This window comes from Massilia genomosp. 1 (assembly GCF_011682185.1).
Classification (GTDB): Bacteria; Pseudomonadota; Gammaproteobacteria; order Burkholderiales; family Burkholderiaceae_D; genus Telluria_A; species Telluria_A rubra.
In genome coordinates this window covers 18277-37801 of the sequence record NZ_WHJF01000068.1, presented here as the reverse complement: position 1 = coordinate 37801, position 19525 = coordinate 18277, and the positions used below count along the sequence as shown (strand labels likewise).

At 65.2% G+C, this 19525-nt stretch carries 18 protein-coding genes; 8 read left to right on the top strand and 10 right to left on the bottom strand.

What is annotated here, in order from left to right:
* Window positions 1-123: 123 nt before the first annotated feature.
* Genes F1735_RS22425 through F1735_RS22415 form a run of 3 tightly spaced genes read right to left on the bottom strand, consistent with a single transcriptional unit; the run spans window position 124 to window position 1980 of the window.
* On the bottom strand, window positions 124-507 hold the full coding sequence (locus tag F1735_RS22425) for an ANTAR domain-containing response regulator (protein WP_167238992.1): 384 nt from the start codon (window positions 505-507) through the stop codon (window positions 124-126).
* Between the two features lie 20 nt (window positions 508-527).
* Window positions 528-1304, bottom strand: a complete 777-nt coding sequence (locus F1735_RS22420; protein ID WP_167238991.1) for a 5'-3' exonuclease — start codon at window positions 1302-1304, stop codon at window positions 528-530.
* 4 nt (window positions 1305-1308) lie between these two features.
* Entirely contained in the window at window positions 1309-1980 is a 672-nt protein-coding gene (locus tag F1735_RS22415) for a glutathione S-transferase family protein (protein ID WP_167238990.1), read from the bottom strand.
* A 70-nt stretch (window positions 1981-2050) separates the two neighbouring features.
* Here F1735_RS22415 and F1735_RS22410 point away from each other — a divergent pair, with 70 nt between their 5' ends.
* The 3 genes from F1735_RS22410 to F1735_RS22400 all read left to right on the top strand — a co-directional run bounded on the left by F1735_RS22410 (window position 2051) and on the right by F1735_RS22400 (window position 7777).
* Window positions 2051-3676, top strand: coding sequence for an FMN-binding glutamate synthase family protein (locus F1735_RS22410; RefSeq protein WP_167238989.1), 1626 nt, complete (start codon window positions 2051-2053; stop codon window positions 3674-3676).
* A gap of 195 nt (window positions 3677-3871) precedes the next feature.
* Window positions 3872-5803 (top strand): CocE/NonD family hydrolase, encoded by a 1932-nt coding sequence (locus F1735_RS22405; RefSeq protein ID WP_167238988.1) that lies wholly within the window; start codon window positions 3872-3874, stop codon window positions 5801-5803.
* 75 nt (window positions 5804-5878) lie between these two features.
* The gene (locus F1735_RS22400) at window positions 5879-7777 is read left to right on the top strand and encodes an alpha/beta fold hydrolase (RefSeq protein WP_167238987.1); all 1899 of its coding nucleotides are present in this window, start codon (window positions 5879-5881) and stop codon (window positions 7775-7777) included.
* Between the two features lie 22 nt (window positions 7778-7799).
* On the opposite strand, the gene F1735_RS22395 is transcribed toward F1735_RS22400, so the two are convergent.
* From F1735_RS22395 to F1735_RS22385, 3 genes are read right to left on the bottom strand one after another with little or no spacing between them, the layout of a single operon-like run.
* Window positions 7800-8036: a hypothetical protein gene (locus tag F1735_RS22395; protein WP_167238965.1), complete on the bottom strand. Its 237-nt coding sequence runs from the start codon at window positions 8034-8036 to the stop codon at window positions 7800-7802.
* Window position 8037: 1 nt separating this feature from the next.
* Window positions 8038-9942, bottom strand: coding sequence for a ferrous iron transporter B (feoB, locus tag F1735_RS22390; protein WP_167238986.1), 1905 nt, complete (start codon window positions 9940-9942; stop codon window positions 8038-8040).
* 44 nt (window positions 9943-9986) lie between these two features.
* The gene (locus F1735_RS22385; RefSeq protein ID WP_167238985.1) at window positions 9987-10253 is read right to left on the bottom strand and encodes a FeoA family protein; all 267 of its coding nucleotides are present in this window, start codon (window positions 10251-10253) and stop codon (window positions 9987-9989) included.
* Window positions 10254-10478: 225 nt separating this feature from the next.
* Here F1735_RS22385 and F1735_RS22380 point away from each other — a divergent pair, with 225 nt between their 5' ends.
* The 3 genes from F1735_RS22380 to bfr all read left to right on the top strand — a co-directional run bounded on the left by F1735_RS22380 (window position 10479) and on the right by bfr (window position 11984).
* Window positions 10479-10694, top strand: a complete 216-nt coding sequence (locus F1735_RS22380) for a (2Fe-2S)-binding protein (protein ID WP_166877522.1) — start codon at window positions 10479-10481, stop codon at window positions 10692-10694.
* A gap of 7 nt (window positions 10695-10701) precedes the next feature.
* A complete protein-coding gene (locus F1735_RS22375) occupies window positions 10702-11403 on the top strand; it encodes an energy transducer TonB (RefSeq protein WP_229505904.1) in 702 nt (233 codons plus the stop codon).
* Window positions 11404-11507: 104 nt separating this feature from the next.
* Window positions 11508-11984: a bacterioferritin gene (bfr, locus tag F1735_RS22370; protein WP_166877516.1), complete on the top strand. Its 477-nt coding sequence runs from the start codon at window positions 11508-11510 to the stop codon at window positions 11982-11984.
* A 112-nt stretch (window positions 11985-12096) separates the two neighbouring features.
* Here the strand turns inward: bfr and F1735_RS22365 are convergent, their stop codons facing one another.
* From F1735_RS22365 to F1735_RS22355, 3 genes are read right to left on the bottom strand one after another with little or no spacing between them, the layout of a single operon-like run.
* Window positions 12097-13023, bottom strand: a complete 927-nt coding sequence (locus F1735_RS22365; RefSeq protein WP_167238984.1) for a PfkB family carbohydrate kinase — start codon at window positions 13021-13023, stop codon at window positions 12097-12099.
* Entirely contained in the window at window positions 13023-14048 is a 1026-nt protein-coding gene (locus tag F1735_RS22360; RefSeq protein WP_229505903.1) for a LacI family DNA-binding transcriptional regulator, read from the bottom strand. Before F1735_RS22360 ends, F1735_RS22365 begins: the two co-directional genes overlap by 1 nt.
* An 8-nt stretch (window positions 14049-14056) precedes the next feature.
* A complete protein-coding gene (locus F1735_RS22355) occupies window positions 14057-14665 on the bottom strand; it encodes a glutathione S-transferase C-terminal domain-containing protein (RefSeq protein WP_167238983.1) in 609 nt (202 codons plus the stop codon).
* A 177-nt stretch (window positions 14666-14842) separates the two neighbouring features.
* Between F1735_RS22355 and purB the strand changes: the two genes are divergently transcribed.
* Window positions 14843-16222 carry an adenylosuccinate lyase gene (gene purB / locus F1735_RS22350; RefSeq protein WP_167238982.1) on the top strand — a complete coding sequence of 460 codons (1380 nt, stop codon included), beginning with the start codon at window positions 14843-14845 and terminating at the stop codon, window positions 16220-16222.
* 142 nt (window positions 16223-16364) lie between these two features.
* Window positions 16365-16946, top strand: coding sequence for a glycine zipper 2TM domain-containing protein (locus F1735_RS22345; RefSeq protein ID WP_167238981.1), 582 nt, complete (start codon window positions 16365-16367; stop codon window positions 16944-16946).
* Between the two features lie 497 nt (window positions 16947-17443).
* On the opposite strand, the gene F1735_RS22340 is transcribed toward F1735_RS22345, so the two are convergent.
* Entirely contained in the window at window positions 17444-19372 is a 1929-nt protein-coding gene (locus F1735_RS22340) for a TonB-dependent receptor plug domain-containing protein (protein WP_167238980.1), read from the bottom strand.
* Window positions 19373-19525 lie beyond the last annotated feature (153 nt).

The window sequence follows — 19525 nt, the reverse complement described above, 5'->3', positions numbered from 1 at the left end:
CGCTTCATTGACTGTCCCGTTCAATTGGGTAGGGACGCTATCGCCCGCGACATTCCGATTCAAGTTGAAAAGGTCCTGCATCGGAAAAGCGGCGCTGCGGCGGTGGTTTGTGCAACATTCAGGCTAGCCTGCCTTCTGCTTCTTGATCACCGCCAGCACCGTGTTCCTGATCGTGTTGAGCACCGCGTCGGCCTTGAACGGCTTGACGATAAACCCCTGCACCCCGCGCGCCACCGCCGCCTGCACGGTGGGCGCGTCGAGCGTGCCGGAGACCATGAAAATCAGCGTCTTGGGCTGGTGCGCGCGGATCTGCTCGACGATCTCGCCGCCATCCTCGACCTGCTCCAAGGCCACGCACACGATCTGGGGATGGTACTTCTGCACCATCAGGTAACCCTTGAGCCCCGTATGCGTGTCGCCGACCACGTTGTAGCCGCCCTCCGTCAACACGCTGTTCAACAAGCCGCGCGAAATCGCATTCCCATCGACGATCACTGCTTTTAACATCGCGTCGTTTCCTTTTTTGGTCAGAACGTTTCGAATGCCAGCATGTTCCAGGTCACGCCCAGGCGCACGTCGGTCTTCAGTTGCACCAGTTGGCGCGACAAATACAACACCTCGCGTTCGGCACGCAGGCGCTCGCCCACCGGCGTCTTGAGAATGCCGGCGCCGGCCATCACCGCGTCCAGGTTGCCGTACGCGTTAAGCAGCTTGGCCGCCGTCTTCATGCCAACCTTGGACACGCCCGGCACGCCGTCGGTCACGTCGCCCATCAGCGCCAGCAAGTCCACCAGCAGCTCGGGCGCCACGCCGAACTTGTTGCGCACCCAGGCGTCATCATGCCACTCGCCCTTGAAATGGTCCCACACCAGCGCCCCCTGCGCAATCAGGCCGTGCAAGTCCTTGTCGGTGGACGCCACAATCGCCTCGCCGCGCCCTTCGGCCAGCCAGCGCAGCACCCCGGTGCCGATCACATCGTCGGCTTCGACGCCGGGCAGCATGAGCACGTGCAGGCCCTCGCCCGCCAGCTTCGCATGAAACCCGGGAAGCGCGTCGCGCAGGAAGGATGGCATGGGCGCGCGCTGCTCGCGGTAGCGCGGATACAGTGCGTGGCGCCAGGTCGGCCCGCCGTGGTCGAAAGCGGCCAGCACGTGGGTTGGCCCGTGCGCGCCCAACAGCTTGCGGAACGACGAGAGCGCGTGGCGCAGCGCGATGTCGGCCTTCTCGGCCGAATCGGGTTCGGGACTGGCCTCGTACACGCGCCGTACGATATTGAGCCCGTCGATGGCCAGCAGCTTGCCCACGGCCTTACTTGAGCAGTTCGTACAGGCCGCCGCGTTCCAGCGCGCGCTGGTAGGCCGGACGGGCGTGGATGCGGTTCAGAAAATCCATCAGCTTCGGATACTTGTCGCCCAGGCCGCCGCGCGAGGCGGCCGCTTCCAGCACGAAGCTGATCTGGATGTCGGCGGCGCTGAACTCCGGCCCGGCGAACCAGTTCGAGGTGGCCAGTTCGGCTTCGAGGTAGGCCAGGTGCTGCGCGATCTGCGGCAGGATGTAGGTCCCCTTGACCTTTTGCGCGATGGCGCGCGCGATCGGCTTGGCGAAGAACGGCATCGGGCTCGTTTCGACGCGGTCGAACACGAGCTTCATCAACAGCGGCGTCATGGCCGAGCCTTCGGCGTAGTGCATGAAGTAGGTGTAGCGCAGCTTGTCCGGGGTGCCGGCGGGCGGGACGAATTTGCCGTTGCCGTAGCGTTCGAGCAGGTAGTCGATGATGGCGCCCGATTCGGCCACCGTGTTGCCGTCGTCGGTGATGACCGGCGACTTGCCCAGCGGGTGTACCGCGCGCAGTCCGGGCGGCGCGAGCATGGTTTTGGGGTCGCGCTGGTACTTCTTGATCTCGTACGCCAGGCCCAATTCCTCCAGCAGCCACAAAATACGCTGGGAGCGCGAATTATTCAAATGGTGGACAATGATCATTGGGTTCTTTCGCCGGTGTTTAATCGGCGCTAGCTTAGCATTGTTACAGCCTGTTGACCACGGAGTCCCCATGAGCTTTGTCTCGCCGCGCTACCTGCCTTTCCTGATTTCCCTGCTCGTCTTCGGATGGTCGGCCATCCTTGCGTTCAGGGGCGATGGCCCCGGATGGTGGCTGGCGCTCCTCAGCGGCGCCCTCGCCGCAGTCGGCGTGGCCGACCTGGCCCAGACCCGGCGCGCGTTGCGCCGCAATTACCCGATCCTGGCGCACTTCCGCTTTTTCTTCGAGTCGATCCGCCCCGAGATCCGCCAGTACTTCCTGGAAGACGATACCGAGGCCAAGCCGTTCTCGCGCAACCAGCGCAGCATCGTCTACCAGCGCGCCAAGATGGAAACCGACAAGCGCCCTTTCGGCACCCAGCTCGATGTCTACGAAGCCGGCTACGAGTGGATCAACCACTCGATGGCGCCGGCGCCCATGGGCGACCATGACTTTCGCATCGAGATCGGCAACCACCCATCATGCCCGCGCGCGCAGCCCTACAGCGCCAGCGTGTTTAACATTTCGGCCATGAGTTTCGGCTCGCTCTCGGCCAACGCCATCCTGGCCCTGAACGGCGGCGCGCGCCTGGGCGGCTTCATGCACGACACCGGCGAAGGCAGCATCAGCCGCTATCACCGCCAGCACGGCGGCGACCTGGTGTGGGAAATCGGCTCGGGCTACTTCGGCTGCCGCAACCCGGACGGCAGCTTCTCGGAAGCGAACTTCGTCGCCAACGCCACCGCCCCGCAGGTGAAGATGATCGAACTCAAACTGTCGCAGGGCGCCAAGCCCGGCCAGGGCGGCATCCTGCCGGGCGCCAAGGTGAGCATCGAAATCGCCGCCGCGCGCGGCGTCACGGTGGGGGTCGACTGCCTGTCGCCGGCCAGCCATTCGGCCTTTTCGACCCCGATCGGGATGCTGCATTTTATCGAGCGCCTGCGCACCCTCTCGGGCGGCAAGCCGACCGGCTTCAAGCTGGCGATCGGCCACCCGTGGGAGTTCTTCGGCATCGTCAAGGCCATGCTGGCGACCGGCATCGTGCCCGACTTTATCGTGGTCGATGGCGGCGAAGGCGGCACGGGCGCGGCGCCCGTCGAATTTTCGGACCACGTCGGCACGCCCTTGCAGGAAGCGCTGGTGCTGGTGCATAACACCCTGGTCGGCGCGCGCCTGCGCGAGAAGATCAAGATCGGCGCCTCGGGCAAGATCATCACCGCGTTCGATATCGCGCGCACCATCGCGCTCGGCGCCGACTGGTGCAATTCGGCGCGCGGCTTCATGTTCGCGCTCGGCTGCGTGCAGTCGCAAAGCTGCCACACCGACCGCTGCCCGACCGGCGTGGCGACCCAGGACGAGCAGCGCCAGAAAGCGCTCGACGTGCCCGACAAAACCGCGCGCGTGGCCAACTTCCATCAGAGTACGATGAAAGCGCTGGCGCACCTGATCGCCGCCGCCGGGCTGACCCACCCCGACCAGTTGAATCCCCATCACCTGGTGCGGCGCGTCTCGCCCAACCAGGTCAAGCAGGTCTCGACCCTGATTCCCTACCTCTCCGAAGGCGAACTGCTCGACCCGGACCAGATCGAGCGCCTGCCGCCCGTGTTCGGGCTGTACTGGCCGATTGCGCAAGCCGAATCGTTCCAGCCGCTGGCGTGAGGCCACCGGGCAGGGGCAGCGAGGATACAGGTTTTATCCGCCCCAAAAAGCGCGGTTTGTCACAATGGCCATCAATTTTTCATTCGCTGCCAATTTGCGCCAATGCGGATTGCATAGCCGCGCATGGTTAGGTACTATCAAGCAATATTGCAATAATGAATTGCTGTAACGACAAGACCACCCTGGAGATAATGCATGCCGCGCCAACGCACCATCCGCCTGTCCGCCCTTTCAATGATCCTGTTGGCCGGCTCCCCGCTGGGAGCCGCACAGACCGCACAGACCGCGCCGATGGCGCCGGACATCGTCGCCACCCCGTTCGAGATGCCCGATCACGGCGCCGACTACGTCAAGCGCATCGTGATGATTCCGATGCGCGACGGCGTCAGGCTGCACACCGTGATCACCATTCCCAAGGGCGCCGCGCGCGCGCCGATGATCCTCTCGCGCACGCCCTACAACGCGGCCAAGCGCAGCGAGCGCAATGTGAGCCCGCACATGGCCTCGATGCTGGCCGAAGGCGACGACGGCTATGTGGCCAACGGCTACATCCGCGTGTACCAGGATGTGCGCGGCAAGTACGGCTCCGAAGGCGACTACGTGATGACGCGCCCCCTGCGCGGCCCGCTCAACGACACCCCGGTCGACCATGCCACCGACGCCTGGGACACGATCGACTGGCTGGTCAAGAATATCGCGCAAAGTAACGGCAAGGTCGGCATGGTGGGTTCGTCCTACGAGGGCTTCACGGTGCTCATGGCGCTGGCCGATCCGCACCCGGCGCTCAAGGCCGCGGTGCCGATGAGCGCCATGGTGGACGGCTGGCGCGGCGACGACTGGTTCCACAACGGCGCCTTCCGCGTCAATAACCTGTCGTACATCGCCGGCCAGACCGCCGCGCGCGGCAATGGGCCGAACATCGCCACCGGCGTCTACGACGACTACGAATTCGCGCTGCGCGCCGGTTCCGCGTCCGACTACGCGAAGCGCTTCGGCATCGACCAGCTGACGTTTACCAAAAAGATCTTCGAACATCCGGCCTACGACAGCTTCTGGCAGAACCAGGCGCTCGACCGCGTGCTCGGCGCGCGCGCGCTCAAGGTGCCGACCATGCACGTGGTGGGGCGCTGGGACCAGGAAGACATCTACGGTCCGTACGCCGCCTACGCCGCCACCGAAAAACTCGACACCAGCAACACCATGAACCACCTGGTGGTCGGCCCGTGGCGGCACAGCGGGGTCAATTACGACGGCTCGACCCTGGGTGCGATCCGCTTTACCGGCGACACCGCCGCCGAATTCCGGCGCGACGTCATGCTGCCCTTCTTTAACCAGTACCTGAAGGATGGCGCGCCCAAGGCCGACACGCCGCCGGTGCTGTCGTACCGCACCGGCGCGAACAAATGGCAGCGCCTCGACAAATGGCCGCTGACCGACGTCATGCAGCCGCTCTACCTGAAAGCCGGCGCGCGCCTGGACTTCGACAAGCCGGGCGCCGGCGCCAGCTCCACTCAGGCCGACGACTACGTGTCCGACCCGGCCAAGCCGGTGCCGTTCGTCGCGCGTCCGGTGCGCATGTTCGACGGCGCGGTCTGGAAGCCGTGGCTGGCCAGCGACCAGCGCGCGTTCTCGGACCGCCCGGACGTGCTGGCCTACGTGAGCGACAAGCTCGATGCGCCCTTGCAGATCTCGGGCCAGGCGATGGTCAACCTGTTCGCCTCGACCACCGGCAGCGACGCCGACTGGGTGGTGAAACTGATCGATGTGTACCCGGACGAAGTGGCGTCGCAGCCGGAACTGGGCGGCTACCAGCTGGGCATCGCGATGGATATCTTCCGCGGGCGCTATCGCACGGGCCTGGACAAGCCGGCCGCGATCGTGCCGAACAAGGTGGAGCGCTACCGCTTCGCCCTGCCGAATGCGGACCACGTGTTCCTCAAGGGCCACCGGATCATGGTGCAGGTGCAGTCCAGCTGGTTCCCGCTGTACGACCGCAATCCGCAAACCTTCGTGCCGAATATTTTCTTCGCCAGGCCGGGCGACTACCGCAAGGCCACGCACAAGGTGTTCCACGCGCCGGGCATGGAAAGCGCGGTCGAACTGCCGGTGGTGCCGGTCGCGAAATAAACCGGGGCCCGGCCAGCCGGCAGCGCCGTTATTGTGTATAAGGGAGTTCCTTTGATTTGCGTTAACAGGCGTCTCTTGCGAAATCGATCCGGCACGGTATTGCTCACTGTTTGTTTCTGGCTGGGCGCTTGTGTCGGCCTGGGCGGCTGCGCGCTGGTCAAGCTCAAGGAAGAATCGGCTACCTTCTATTCATCGACCGTGCTGGCCGGGTACGTGACAGGCGCCCAGGCCTGGGACGGGCCGGTCGTCGTCGCCGCCGGCACCATGCAAGGCGGACGGATCGACATCGTACACTACACCGTCCTGCACGAAGCGGGCGGCTATGAACTGATCGTGCCCAAGGGCGAATACACGCTGTTTGCCTTCGGCGACGCCAACGGCAACCTCACGCTCGACGCCGGCGAACCGGTCGGCCATTACAGGTCGGCGCCGGTGCGCGCCAGCGGCAGCGGTTCGCTGGTCAGCCTCGATGTCGTGCTCTCGGACACGCCGCAAAGCGCCATCCCGCCCGGCACCTCGGTCGCCGCGCGGTTGCCGGCAAACACCCACAGCACCCAGGTCGGCGCGCTCATGGCGCTCGACGACCCGCTCTTTTCGGCCCAGGCCGGGCAGCGCGGCTACTGGGCGCCGGTCGATTTTTTCAGGGAGGTGGGCGGCAATATCTACTTCCTGGAAGCGTACGATCCGCACAAGACGCCGGTGCTGTTCGTGCATGGCGCGGCCGGCTCGCCCCAGGACTGGCGCTACTTTATCGCGCACCTGGACCGCAGCCGCTACCAGCCGTGGATCTTTTACTACCCGTCCGGGTCCGCGCTCGATTCGATGTCGTACCTGCTGTACTGGAAGCTGAGCAATCTGCAGCGGCGCTACCACTACGACAAGCTGTACCTGACCGCGCACAGCATGGGCGGGCTGGTGGTGCGCTCGTTTTTGGCCGACTACGGCGACCAGTTCCCGGCCGCGACCCTGTTCGTGACCCTGTCCACGCCGTGGGGCGGCGATGCGCTGGCCGACCAGGGTATCGCCTACTCGCCGGCCGTGGTGCCCTCATGGCGCGACGTGCGGGCCGGCGGGCGCTTCGTGCAAACGCTGTTCCGCAAGCCGCTGCCGCGCGAGCTCGATTACTACCTGATGTTCGGCCACGGCGGCCGCTACAGCCTGCTGCGCCCCGCCAGCAACGACGGCGTCATCACCCTGGCCAGCCAGTTGCGCGCCGATGCCCAGTCCGAGGCCAGGCGCGTGTTCGGCTACGACGCCGGCCACGTCGGCATCCTGTCCTCGCCCGAGGTGTTCGCGCAGTACGCGGCGCTGCTCAAGGCGGCCGACCAGCGCGGCAGCGACGCCCCGGCGGCGGGCAAGGGCAAGCTGCGCGTGAGGTTCTCCGCGCGCAGCGACGCCACGCCGGCGTCGGCGCCGGTGCTGGTGCTGCAAGCGGTCGACAGCACGCGCGAGCGCATCGTGGTGCCGGTCGGCGCGCGCGACAGCGGGCGCGAACTCGGACCCTTCCCGCCTGGCGCCTACCAGGTGAGCCTGATGGCGCGCGGATTCAAGACCACGCCGGCCGCCGTGCAGGCAAACATCGGCCCCGGCTTTGTCCCCGAGCTGGCCTTCGCGCTCGCGCCGCAAGGCACCTTGTCGGGCTACATCGGGGCCGATGTCAGCGCCACCGACAACCCGGCCGGCAGCCTGCGCGCCGACCGGCGCGACATCGTCATCGAGTCCATCGTGCTGGCCAGCGCCAGCGAGCGGCGCGAGATCCGGCCCAACGGCGACACCAGCGACCGCACCCTGGACGCCTACCAGGCCGGCCAGGACCATGTGTACAAGACGTTTTTCTCCTTCGTCGGCCTGCAGGAAGGCGCGTATGACCTGACCATCAAGGTGGCCGGTCATGCGCCGTACCGGCGTACCTACCACGTGGTGCCCGGACAAACCGGTTACCTGACCGCGATCGACCTGGGCGCGCCGGAATAGGCTGCGCGCCAGTGGCGGCCACTTACTTCAGGTGAAGCTGGATCACCCGCTGCGACGGTGGCGCATCGGCGTTGGTTCGCGGGGCGGCCGGCCCATCCTCGCAGGTCCCGCAACTGCCGCACCCGCTGCCGCAGCCGCAGCCGCCCGACGCCGTCTTCTTGCCGAACAGCTTGTTGCGCAAGCGGTTCGGCAGATACTTCGATGCCGCATACCACGCGGCCACGGCGACGATCAGTCCCACGATCAGATAGTCAAGCATCTCAGGCTCCCATCGCGATGGCGACGCGGTAAGTGATGAACGAGGCGGTGTACGCCAGCGCGAACATGTAGCCGGCCATGATGAAGGCGTAACGCGCGCTGCCGGTCTCCCGGCGCACCACCGACAGGGTGGCGATGCACTGCGGCGCGAACACATACCAGGCCAGCAAGGACAGCGCGGTCGGCATCGACCACGATTGCGAAATGATGGGAGCGAGCGTGGTGGCCAGTTCGTCGCCGGTCTGCGAGAGCGCATACACGGTGCCCAGGGCGCCGACGGCCACTTCGCGCGCGGCCATGCCCGGCACCAGCGCGATGCAGATCTGCCAGCCGAAGCCGATCGGTTCGAACACCACGGCCAGCGCGCGGCCCAGCATGCCCGCGATACTGTAATAGATCGGCGGATGGGTGGCGCCTTCCGGGGCGCCGGGAAAACTCGACAGTAACCACAGCAGCACCATCAGCGCCAGGATCACGGTGCCGACCCGCACCAGGAAGATCTTGGCGCGTTCCCACAGGCCCAGGACCAGGTTGCGCAGGTGCGGCCAGTGGTAGCTTGGCAGTTCCAGCATCAGCGGCTGGTGCGTGTTGGCACCCATGAAGCGCTTGATCACCCAGGCCACCGCCATGGCGCTGAAAATGCCGGCGAAGTAGAGGATGAACAGCACCAGGCCCTGCAGGTTGATGAATCCAGCGCCGACATCGCGGTTGGGAATGAAGGCGGCGATGATCAGCGCGTACACCGGCAGGCGCGCCGAGCAGGTCATCAGCGGCGCGATCATGATCGTCACCAGGCGGTCGCGCGGATTTTGAATGGTGCGCGCGGCCATCACGCCCGGAATGGCGCAGGCAAAGCTCGACAGCAGCGGAATGAAGGCGCGCCCCGACAGGCCGACCCCGCCCATGATGCGATCCAACAAAAAGGCGGCGCGCGGCAGGTAGCCGCAGTCTTCCAGCACCAGGATGAAGAAGAACAGGATCAGGATCTGCGGCAGGAACACCAGCACGCTGCCGACGCCGCCGAGGATGCCCTCGACCAGCAGGCTGCGCAGCACGCCCTCGTGCATCATTGCGCCAAGCCAGGCGCCGAGCGCTTCGACGCCGCCGCTGATCATTTCCATCGGCAGCGCGGCCCAGCTGAACACGGCCTGGAACACCAGGAACATCAAGGCCGCCAGGATCAGCGGGCCGGCGATCGGGTGCAGCACCACGTCGTCGATTTTTTCGGACAGGTTGCCGGTATCGTTGGCGAAGCTCACGCAGGCGTTCAGGATGCGGCGCACTTCGCGCTGGGTTTCTTCGACCGGCACGGCGTCGATGGCCGACAGCGGCGCGGCCTTGAGCGGGGCGTCGCCGGCAGCACATTCGGGCATCAGGTCGAGCGCCTTGAGCAGGGCGATTTCGCCGCCGCTCTGCACGGCCACGGTTTCCACCACGGGCATGCCCAGTTCGCGCGCCAGCCTGGCGCTGTCGATCTTGATGCCGCGCTTGTTGGCCACGTCGACCATGTTCAGCGCCAGCACCATCGGCAGGCCGAGGCGGCGGATTTCGAGGACCAGGCGCAGGTTCAGGCGCAGGTTGGTGGCGTTGACCACGCAGACGATGGCGTCGGGCGCCTGTTCGCCGGCGCGCAGGCCGCCGACGACGTCGCGCGTGATCGCTTCGTCGGGCGTGGTGGCCGACAGGCTGTAGGCGCCCGGCAGGTCGAGTACTTTAAAGGCGCGCCCAAGGGGCGAGGTGAAACTGCCTTCCTTGCGTTCGATGGTCACGCCGGCGTAGTTGGCGACCTTCTGGCGCGCGCCGGTGAGCCGGTTGAACAGGGCAGTCTTGCCGCAGTTCGGATTGCCCAACAGCGCAATGAGCGGCGTGCGCGTCACTGCCTGGACTTGTGGTTCTACAGCACCCATTTTCTGCTTCCGTTGTTTCCGTCGTGTTGTCGTCGTGTTGTCGTTTATTCCGGCTTGACCGACACCAGCGACGCCTCGAAGCGGCGCAGCGCGAAGGTCGAGTCGCCCACCTTGACCGCGACCGGATCGCCGCCCGGCAGGCGCTTGAGCATGCGGATCGATTCGCCCGGCACGAAGCCGAGCTCCATCAGGCGGCGCGTGACATCCACGCCGGCACCCGCGTCCGCCGCACAGGGCGCGATATGGATCACAGTGCCGCTCTGGCCGGGGACGAGGGCATCGAGCGTGATCAGGGTGGGGGCTAGGGTCATATTGTCAGTTCACTAAGATAAGTGGAATTCGCGCTACATCGTGTTGGATACTAGCATCATAAACGTAAATGCGAACTATTTCTATTTGGAGTTGGCCCTTTTTTGCGTAAACCACTTGCAATCGATCTGGAGTTCCGACAGAATACAAATCTTAATGATAATGATTCTCATTATGGTGAAAGCGGCAATTTTGTCCGCCGACCCTGCTTAAAGGAAGGTGCTTCGATGATCGTCTGTGTTTGCAATAACATTTCCGACCGCGAAATTCGTCAGGCGGTCGATCTCGGCTTGTCGTCGATGGCCGAGCTGCGCCGCGACCTGGGCGTGGGCACCTGCTGCGGCAAATGCGCCAGTTGCGCCAAGCAAGTCCTGAACCAGCACCTTGAGAGCAAAACCATCCACGCCACCGAGTTGTCGTTCCGCTCGGCGCAAACAGCCTGAGTCCACCATGAGCGCAATGACCTTTTCCACCGACCCCGGCATGGGCGATCCCACTGCCGTGGTGGCGAAGCTGCGCGCCAAGTTCGGTCCCTTCGCGCTCGTCATCGCCATTCACGGCGCGCTGTTCTACCTGATTTCGAGCGGCCTGCTGCACCGCATGGCCGACGTGGCGCTGCCGCAGGCGATCATGGTCACCTTCGTGGCCCCGCCGCCGCCGCCCAAGCCGGCCGCCCCGAGCGCGCCGAAAATCGTGTCCGTGGCCACGTTGCGCCCGCCCCCGCGGGTGGTGGTGCCGCCCACGCCGATCGTGCAGGTGCCGGTCCAGAACACCATTACCGCCTCGCCCCCGTCGGCGCCGGTGGTGAGCGAAGCGCCGGCCGCCCCGGTGGTCGTGGCCGCGCCGCCGGCGCCGCCGGCGACCGGCCCCAAGACCATCAGCTCGGGCGTGGAATACATCCAGGCGCCGCAACCGGTGTACCCGACCATGTCCAAGCGCATGGGCGAACAGGGCAAGGTCGTGCTGCTGATTCTGGTCAATGAAAAAGGCATGCCCGACCAGGTCAAGGTACAGTCCTCGTCCGGTTCGTCGCGCCTCGACGAAGCCGGGCGCCAGGCGGCCCTGCGCGCGGTATTCAAGCCGCACGTGGAAGATGGCCACCCGGTGTCGGTGTATGTGATCGTTCCGCTGACCTTCCAGCTCGCCAGCTGATCGGTTTCGGAGCAACAAAAGACGGTCCAGGAGACCGTCTTTCGTCGTTAACGCCCGTTTTTTGCTATCATGGAGACACTCTCCATCACTAAAGAAAGCCTCCCATGAAGGGCGACAAGAATGTCATCCGGCTGCTCAATGCGCAGCTGACCAATGAGCTGTCCGCGATCAACCAGTATTTCCTGCATGCGCGCATGTACCGCCACTGGGGCCTGGAGAAGCTGGCCAAGAAAGAATACGAAGAATCGATCGGCGAAATGAAGCACGCCGACAAGCTGATCGACCGCATCCTGATGCTCGACGGCTTGCCGAACCTGCAAGCGCTGCACAAGCTGCTGATCGGCGAATCGACCCAGGAAATGATCGAATGCGACCTGAAACTTGAGCAAGCCGCGCATGCCACGGTCAAGGAAGGCATTGCCGCCGCCGAGCTGGCGGCCGATTACGTCACCCGCGATTTGTTCCTGATGATCCTGGAAGACACCGAGGAACACATCGACTGGCTGGAAACGCAGCTGGACCTGATCGTCAAGGTCGGGATCCAGAACTACCTGCAGAGCCAGATGGGCGAGCACGCTTAATCGGGTACTAAGGCTTTCGCTATTTTGCCCCGTCACTCAGCTCCGTCATTCCCGCCGAGGGCCGCCTTGGCGCGGGAATGACGCAGCTTAAGTCAACGAACACGGCGCAGCGTTACCCGCTGCGCCAGCGCGCCACCCATTTGTCGTAAAAGCCGAGGCTCCTCGGGATCGCCCCCGGGATCGCGCACAGCGCGCCGGCGAATTCATTGGCGCGCGCCAGGGTCGTTTCCAGCGCCCAGCCGCGCACGCGGCCGAGCAGGAACAGCGCCGAAAACGCGTCCCCCGCCCCCACCGAATCGATCACGAACGGCGGCAGCGGATTGTCGCGATGGACGATCACCGCGCCATCGGCGCCGAAGTACACCGAACCGCGATGACCCAGGGTCACGATCAGCGCTTCCAGCCCAAACATCTGCACCAGCACCGCGCACGCCGCGCGCACCTCGTCGCCATCGAGCGGCGGCGCGCTCGGATGGATATCCACATACCACGCGAACAGCGACTGCAATTCTTCCTCGTTGACCTTGACGATATCGGCCGCGTGCAAGGAGTGGAACACGCAGCGCTCGTCGAACTGGCCTTCGCGCAGGTTCAGGTCGAGGTAGCGCGTGGCGTTGCTGGCGTCGAGCAGCGCGTACAGGGTGTCGCGCGAACGCGGGCAGCGCTGCGCCAGGGTGCCGAAATAGATCGCCGACGCCTGCACCGATTCCAGCGCGCCCAGGGCTTGCTCGGGGTTGATGTAATCGTAGGCCTGGCCCGGCAGGATCACGAAGCGGTGGCCGCGCACGTTGCGCTCGGCCACCACGCGCCCGGTTTCTTCGATCGGATCGAACTGCAAACCGGCGTCGGACATGGCGAAGCGCTCGAATTCGGCGCGCACGATGGCGCCGTTCCTGTCGTCGCCGATGCGGGTGATCGCCAGTTGCGGCGACATGAAAGCCGCCAGGTGGCGCGCCACGTTGAACGGCGCGCCGCCTACCGCCTGCTCGCCCAGGAAATCGTCGACCAGCGCTTCGCCGTAGACCACGGTGGTGCTCATCAGCGCAGCACCAGTTCGGCCGGCAGTTGCAGGGAGGCGGCCGGACGGCCTTCGATCAGCGCCATCAGCGACGCCACCAGCGCCTCGCCGGCCGCGCGCACCGGCTGGCGGATGGTACACAAGGGTGGATGAAAATAGCTGGCCAGCGCGATATCGTCGTAGCCGACCACCGCCACCTCGCGCGGCACCTCGCGTCCGAGCGTGCGCAAGGTGTTAATCGCGGTCATGGCCAGCAGGTCGCTGCAGGCGAACACGCCGTCGTAGGCCACGCCAAGGCGCGCCAGCTGATGCACGGCGTGCGCGCCATCCTGCGCCAGGAACGAGGCCGGCACGCACAGCCGCGGATCGGGCTCGAGCCCCTGCGCGGCCAGGGCCTGGCAATAGCCGCGGTAGCGCTGCGCCACTTCGGCCTGGGTGATGTCGCCGATGAAGGCGATGCGGCGCCGGCCCGCCGCCAGCAGGTGGCCGGTGGCCAGCATGCCGCCGCTGGCGTTGTCGCCGCCGACAGTGACGAAGCGCTGGCCGGGCGCCTGCGCGCCCCACACCACCATCGGCACCTGGCGCGCCGCCAGCGCGTTGAGCTGCTCGTGGCGGCGCCACTGGCCGACCAGGATGATGCCGGCCACGCGGCCGCTATCGAAAGGCACGGCGGCCGCTTCCAGCTGCTCGGCGTCGACGCGCGAGAGCAGCAGGTCGAAACCGCGCGCGCTCAAGGCGTCGGCCAGGCTGCCCAAGAGGCTCAGGAAAAACGGATCGGACAAGTCCTGGCACGCCGCCGCGTCGTACGGCACCACCACGCCCACGGTGCGGTTTTGCTTCAGGCGCAGGTTCTGCGCGCCGATGTTGATGCTGTAGTTGAGGGAGCTGGCCAGCGCCAGGATGCGCTCGCGCGTGTCCGCGCTGACCAGGGTGCTGTGATTGAGCGCGCGCGAGACGGTGGCCTTGGACACGCCGGCCAGGCGCGCGATATCGGCCATCTGCGGGCGTTTTTGCAGGACTGCGCCGTGCGCGCGAATGAGGTCCATCGCCCCGCTTAGAAGGGCGCCGTGTCTTTGAACGATTGGCGCTCGGAGAGCTTGTCGAACAACTTGGCCAGGTTCGGGTAGCCGGTGCGCCAGTCGATCTCGGGGAAGCGGAAGGCGATCCAGCCGAGCGCGCAGCCGACGGCGACGTCGGCCAGGGTGTAATGGTTGCCCTTGCAGAAAGGCGACTCGCCCAGGTTGGTCGAGAGCATCGCCAGGCCGGCATGCACCTTGCCCATCTGGCGTTCGATCCAGGCCGCGCTCTGCTGCTCTTCCGGGCGCAGGGTTTTTTCCAGGCGCACCAGCACGGCGGCATCGAGCACGCCGTCGGCCAGCGCTTCCCAGACCTTGATGTCGGAGCGGTCGCGCCCGTTCGGCGGGAGCAGCTTGCAGACCGGCGTGAGGGTATCGATGTACTCGACAATGACGCGCGAATCGTACATCGAGCTGCCGTCTTCCATGATCAGGCACGGCACCTTGCCCAGCGGATTGGACAGATGAATCCGGGTTTCGGCCGTCCAGACGTTCTCGAGCTCGAAATCATAGTCGAGCTTTTTCTCGGCCATGACGACACGAACCTTGCGGACAAACGGACTGGCGGTGGAACCGATGAGTTTCATAGATGCTTAGAGTGAACGATTGGCTGACAGTATAGCATCGCGCCCGCCCTGCGATGGCCTCCAAACCGGCCCCGGCAACATGCCAGCAACACCGGCTTGACAAGGCTGCCAGTGGTAAAATATCGGTCTTTGCTGCATGCACACCACTCCTCTACTCCTCCATAAGCGCCCTCTCCCATGACCTCTACCGCTCCTTACTCCACGCTGTCGGCCCTGTCCCCGCTGGACGGCCGCTACGCCGCCAAAACCGATAAACTGCGCCCGATCCTGTCCGAAGCGGGCTTCATGCACCACCGGGTCAAGGTGGAAATTTCTTGGTTGCAAGCACTGTCGCAAGCGGGCTTCGCCGAACTCAAGCCGTTCTCGGCCGAAGCGACGGCGCTGCTCGACAAGCTGGCCAGCGATTTCAGCGAAGCCGACGCGGCCGCCATCAAGCAAGAGGAAGCGGTCACCAACCATGACGTCAAGGCGGTCGAGTACTGGCTCAAGGCACAGGTCAAGGATGTGCCGGAACTGGTCGCGGCGACCGAGTTCATCCACTTTGCCTGCACCTCGGAAGATATCAACAACACCTCGCACGGGATGATGCTCAAGGCCGCGCGCGACGGTGTGATGCTGCCGGCGCTGCAGGGCCTGATCGCCAGGCTGACCCAGATCGCGCATGCCAATGCCGAGCTGCCGATGCTCTCGCGCACGCACGGGCAGACGGCCAGCCCGACCACCCTGGGCAAGGAAATGGCGAACGTCGTCGCACGCCTGAAACGCGCGGTGCAGCGCATCGCCGACGTGGAGATCCTGGGCAAGATGAACGGCGCGGTCGGCAATTACAACGCCCACCTGGCGGCCTATCCTGATTTTGACTGGGAAACTTTCTCGAAGAACGTGATCGAGCAGCGCCTCGGCCTGACCTTCAACCCATACACGATCCAGATCGAGCCGCACGACTACATGGCCGAGCTGTTCGACGCCATCGCGCGCACCAACACCATTTTGCTGGACCTGAACCGCGATATCTGGACCTACATTTCGCTCGGTTACTTCAAGCAAACCACCAAGGCTGGCGAGATTGGTTCGTCGACCATGCCGCACAAGGTCAACCCGATCGACTTCGAAAATTCCGAAGGCAACCTGGGCCTGGCCAACGCCGTGCTCAAGCATATGGCGGAAAAGCTGCCGGTCTCGCGCATGCAGCGCGACCTGACCGACTCGACCGTGCTGCGCAATATCGGCGTCGGTTTCGGTTACGCCCTGCTGGCCTACGACAGCTGCCTGCGCGGCCTGAACAAGCTGGAAGTGAACGCGGCGCGCCTGGAGCAGGACCTGGACGCGAACTGGGAAGTGCTGGCCGAGCCGGTGCAGACCGTGATGCGTCGCTATGGCATCGACAACCCGTACGAGCAGCTCAAGGAACTGACGCGCGGCAAGGGCATTTCGAAAGTGGCGCTGCGTGAATTCGTGCTGACCCTGGCGATTCCGCAGGACGCCAAGGACTTGCTGCTGGCGATGACGCCATCGAACTACGTGGGCATTGCGGCCAAGCTGGCCAAAGCGATTTAAGCGCCGCGTTTCACGCCAAGCTGCAAAACGGGCCTGCGGGCCCGTTTTACATTCACTTACGACTGATACGGGTTTCCGTCTATCTGGCGAGGGTTCCCTGCGTTAATCTTTTACGCAAGATCAAACGAACAGGAGCACTATCATGGAACAGGTCAACACTCTCTCGCGTATTCATCCATTAATGGCGGCAGCGGCGCTGTCGGTCATCGCGCTCAGCGTGGCGGGCACGGCGGCAATCACCGGCCTGCTTCCAAGCTCCAAGGCCGACAGCAGCGTGGCGCAAGCGCCGCAAGCACTGGTCGCTCCGCAGGCGCTGGCGGCGCCGGTCGCACCAGCGGTACTGGTGGCCCAGCCGGCCCCGACCGCGCAGCAACTGGCCGATGCGCAGATGCTGGTAGCGAAATATTCGCCGCCGGTCGCACAGGCGCAGCCTGAACCGGAGCGGGTGTACCAGAAACCGGCCGTGAAGAAAGTGGTGCATCGCGCGCCACAGCACACCCGCGTCGCCCAGCGCCAGGAGCCGGCCTACCGCGCCCAGCCAGCCTATCGCGAACCGGTCCAGCAAGCCAGCGGCCCTAACTACGTGGGCATTGGCACCGGCGCGGTCATCGGCGGCCTGCTCGGCAACCAGATTGGCGGCGGCAAAGGCAAGAAAATTGCCACGGTGGCCGGTGTGATCGGTGGCGGCTTCCTGGGCAACGAAATCGCCAACCGTAACAAGTAATCCGGCGGCGCCTCAAGCGTTTCCAACCGGTGTCAGCAGAAGCCGGTGTCAAGCCGGTGTCTTAAGCCGGTGTCAGTCAAGCCGGTGTCGTCAAGCCGGTGTCAGGTCTGACATTCGGACACGAGCTAAGCTGTAAGACGCCGGGGTCCAAGCCGGTGTCAGGTCTGACATTCGCACACGAACTACGCTGTAAGAAGCCGGTGTCAAGCCGGTGTCTCAAGCCGGTGCAAGCCGGTGTCAGGTCTTGCAAGCCGGTGTCTGCAAGCCGGTGTCAGGTCTGACATTCGGACACGAGCTAAGCTGTAAGTGCCGTTTTTACAGCCGAGTGCAAGCCGGTGTCAGGTCTGACATTCGGACACGAGCTAAGCTGTAAGTGCCGTTTTTACAGCCGAGGCCGTGTCCGAATGTCAGACCTGACACCGGGGTGTTTAATAGCCAGGGCCGTTTCCGTATGTCAGCCGGCGCGGTGGCCGGCGGCAACGCCACTTTTTTCTTCTTCAATGCATCCATACCAGCTTGACCGCAATGTCGCGCGGCACGTCGCTGCGCGTGGCCAGCGGCCCGTATTCGGCATGCGCGCCGTTCAGGTTATTCCCCGACACCGACAGCGCCATATCGCGCCGCACGCGCCAGGCGAGGCGGGCGTCGAGCGCGCGGTAGCCGGGCACCTTGTCGCTGTCGAGCCGCGCCACCTTGCGCACCGCGACTTCCAGTTCCTTGTCGTCCGACAAGGTGAAGGTCGATCGCAGCTGCGCCGTGTGCGACGGGTCGCGTCCGCTGGTGCGCGGCGCGGGCGCGTCGTTGCTGCCGGCCTTGAGCGCAAAGCGCTGGTGCAGCGCCATCCAGCCGGCATTCAAGCGCCACCAGGACGTGGCCTGGTAGCTGCCCCACATCTCGATGCCGCTCGACTTGCCTTCCATTTTGCTGTCGAAGGTCAAAAAACCGCCGGCCACATTGTATTCCTGGGTACGCAAGTAGTCGTAGCGGTTGTGAAACACGGTGGCCGAGTAGGACAGCTGCGCCAGCGGCTGGCCGCGATAGCCGAGCTCGAACACCTTGGCCACTTCGGCGCGCACCTGCGGCCCGCCGCGCAGGAGATACGGGGGCTTGCCGGGAATATACGTGTCGGCGTCGAGCCGCGACGGCGCGCGCACCGTGCGCGAAACGCCGCTCCACAGCGCATGTTGCGGCGCCACCTGCCATGCCAGGCGCATGCTGGGCAGAAACTCGGCGCCGGTGTAATCATTGTGCTCGACCCGCGCGCCGAGCACCAGCCGCAGGTTCTCGCGCAAGGCAAGCTCATCCTGCGCGAACAGGCTGGACCAGTCCTGCTCGACCTTGGCCGGCAAGAAGGCGACCGTCTCGCTGTTGGTCACCGCATCCCAGGTGTGGCGCACATTGGCGCCCCACACCAGTTGCCCGAGACCGCCGGCGGGCAAACTGTGCTGGAATTGCAGGTCGGCCACCTGGATGCGCTCGGCATAGGTCGGCGGCACGTCGCGCTCGCTATGGTCGATGTAGCCTTGCAGCATCAGGCTGCCGCCGCCGGCCAGCGCACGGGTCCAGTGCGCCGTCAGGCTGGCGCCGGACGACTGCACCGTGCCCAGGTCGAGCTTGGTACCGGTGGTAATGGCGCCCGGTTCCGGCTGGTCGAGCACGCCCCGATAGGCGATGCCGACCACGCTGAACTGGTCGGCGCCGCCGCCCCAGTCGCGCCGCATCCCGGCCTGCCACTGGTGGCGCGCATCGTTGACGGGCGCACCGCTGGCCAGCCCGGTAGGGCGCTCGTTGAGATAGCTGGCCTGCACCCGCCAGTCGCCCGCGCCCTGGCGCACCGCCACATGGTTGCCGCGCTGGCCGGCGCGCAGCGCCACCAGGCTGCCCTGGGTGGCGCTGGCGGCGCGCGTGCTGATGTTGATGACGCCGTTGACGGCATTGACACCCCACAACGTGCCGCCGGGGCCGCTGATGACCTCGATCCGCTCTATGTCTTCGAGCATGACTTGCTGGGCGTCCCAGGTCACGCCAGAAAAGAAGGGCGAGTACACCGAGCGCCCGTCGATCAGCACCAGCAACTTGTTGGGAACGGTGTTGCGGCTGGTGTTCAAACCGCGCGCGCTGATGGCGTAGCCGTAGCCGCTGCTTTGCGCCACTTGCAGGTTGGGCGCCAGGCGCAGCGCCTCGGGCAAGGTGGCCGCGCCGGAGCGGCGGATATCGTCGGCCGTGATCACGAACACGGAAGCGGCCGCGGCGGCCAGGCGTTCCGGCTTTTTCGACACCGACGTCACCTCGATATTGGCCAGGTCCTCGATCGACATGTCGGCCATGGCGTTGGCCGCGACGGCCGACAGCTGGGCGGCCGCGGGCAGGGCCAGCACCAGCGGAGCAAGGGCGGGGGCGATCCAGCGCAACGGTGTCATCGTCATGGCGTTCCAGGCTAATCAATGCAGCAGCCATTCCCATGCTCAATGAATGAACTGGGTCTACAGCAATTTTACAATACGGATACGGCTGCACAAGGCGCGCACTATGGTAATCTGCCCTTCGCAAGCGACAATGCTGTTTATTTGGTATATTAG

Excerpts from the sequence above, each read along its gene's own strand:
- F1735_RS22425 (WP_167238992.1), bottom strand. The coding sequence starts at position 507 with ATGTTAAAAGCAGTGATCGTCGATGGGAATGCGATTTCGCGCGGCTTG.
- F1735_RS22415 (WP_167238990.1), bottom strand. The coding sequence starts at position 1,980 with ATGATCATTGTCCACCATTTGAATAATTCGCGCTCCCAGCGTATTTTG.
- F1735_RS22410 (WP_167238989.1), top strand. The coding sequence starts at position 2,051 with ATGAGCTTTGTCTCGCCGCGCTACCTGCCTTTCCTGATTTCCCTGCTC.
- F1735_RS22405 (WP_167238988.1), top strand. The coding sequence starts at position 3,872 with ATGCCGCGCCAACGCACCATCCGCCTGTCCGCCCTTTCAATGATCCTG.
- F1735_RS22395 (WP_167238965.1), bottom strand. The coding sequence starts at position 8,036 with ATGCTTGACTATCTGATCGTGGGACTGATCGTCGCCGTGGCCGCGTGG.
- feoB (WP_167238986.1), bottom strand. The coding sequence starts at position 9,942 with ATGGGTGCTGTAGAACCACAAGTCCAGGCAGTGACGCGCACGCCGCTC.
- F1735_RS22385 (WP_167238985.1), bottom strand. The coding sequence starts at position 10,253 with ATGACCCTAGCCCCCACCCTGATCACGCTCGATGCCCTCGTCCCCGGC.
- F1735_RS22380 (WP_166877522.1), top strand. The coding sequence starts at position 10,479 with ATGATCGTCTGTGTTTGCAATAACATTTCCGACCGCGAAATTCGTCAG.
- F1735_RS22375 (WP_229505904.1), top strand. The coding sequence starts at position 10,702 with ATGAGCGCAATGACCTTTTCCACCGACCCCGGCATGGGCGATCCCACT.
- bfr (WP_166877516.1), top strand. The coding sequence starts at position 11,508 with ATGAAGGGCGACAAGAATGTCATCCGGCTGCTCAATGCGCAGCTGACC.
- F1735_RS22365 (WP_167238984.1), bottom strand. The coding sequence starts at position 13,023 with ATGAGCACCACCGTGGTCTACGGCGAAGCGCTGGTCGACGATTTCCTG.
- F1735_RS22360 (WP_229505903.1), bottom strand. The coding sequence starts at position 14,048 with ATGGACCTCATTCGCGCGCACGGCGCAGTCCTGCAAAAACGCCCGCAG.
- F1735_RS22355 (WP_167238983.1), bottom strand. The coding sequence starts at position 14,665 with ATGAAACTCATCGGTTCCACCGCCAGTCCGTTTGTCCGCAAGGTTCGT.
- purB (WP_167238982.1), top strand. The coding sequence starts at position 14,843 with ATGACCTCTACCGCTCCTTACTCCACGCTGTCGGCCCTGTCCCCGCTG.
- F1735_RS22345 (WP_167238981.1), top strand. The coding sequence starts at position 16,365 with ATGGAACAGGTCAACACTCTCTCGCGTATTCATCCATTAATGGCGGCA.
- F1735_RS22340 (WP_167238980.1), bottom strand. The coding sequence starts at position 19,372 with ATGACGATGACACCGTTGCGCTGGATCGCCCCCGCCCTTGCTCCGCTG.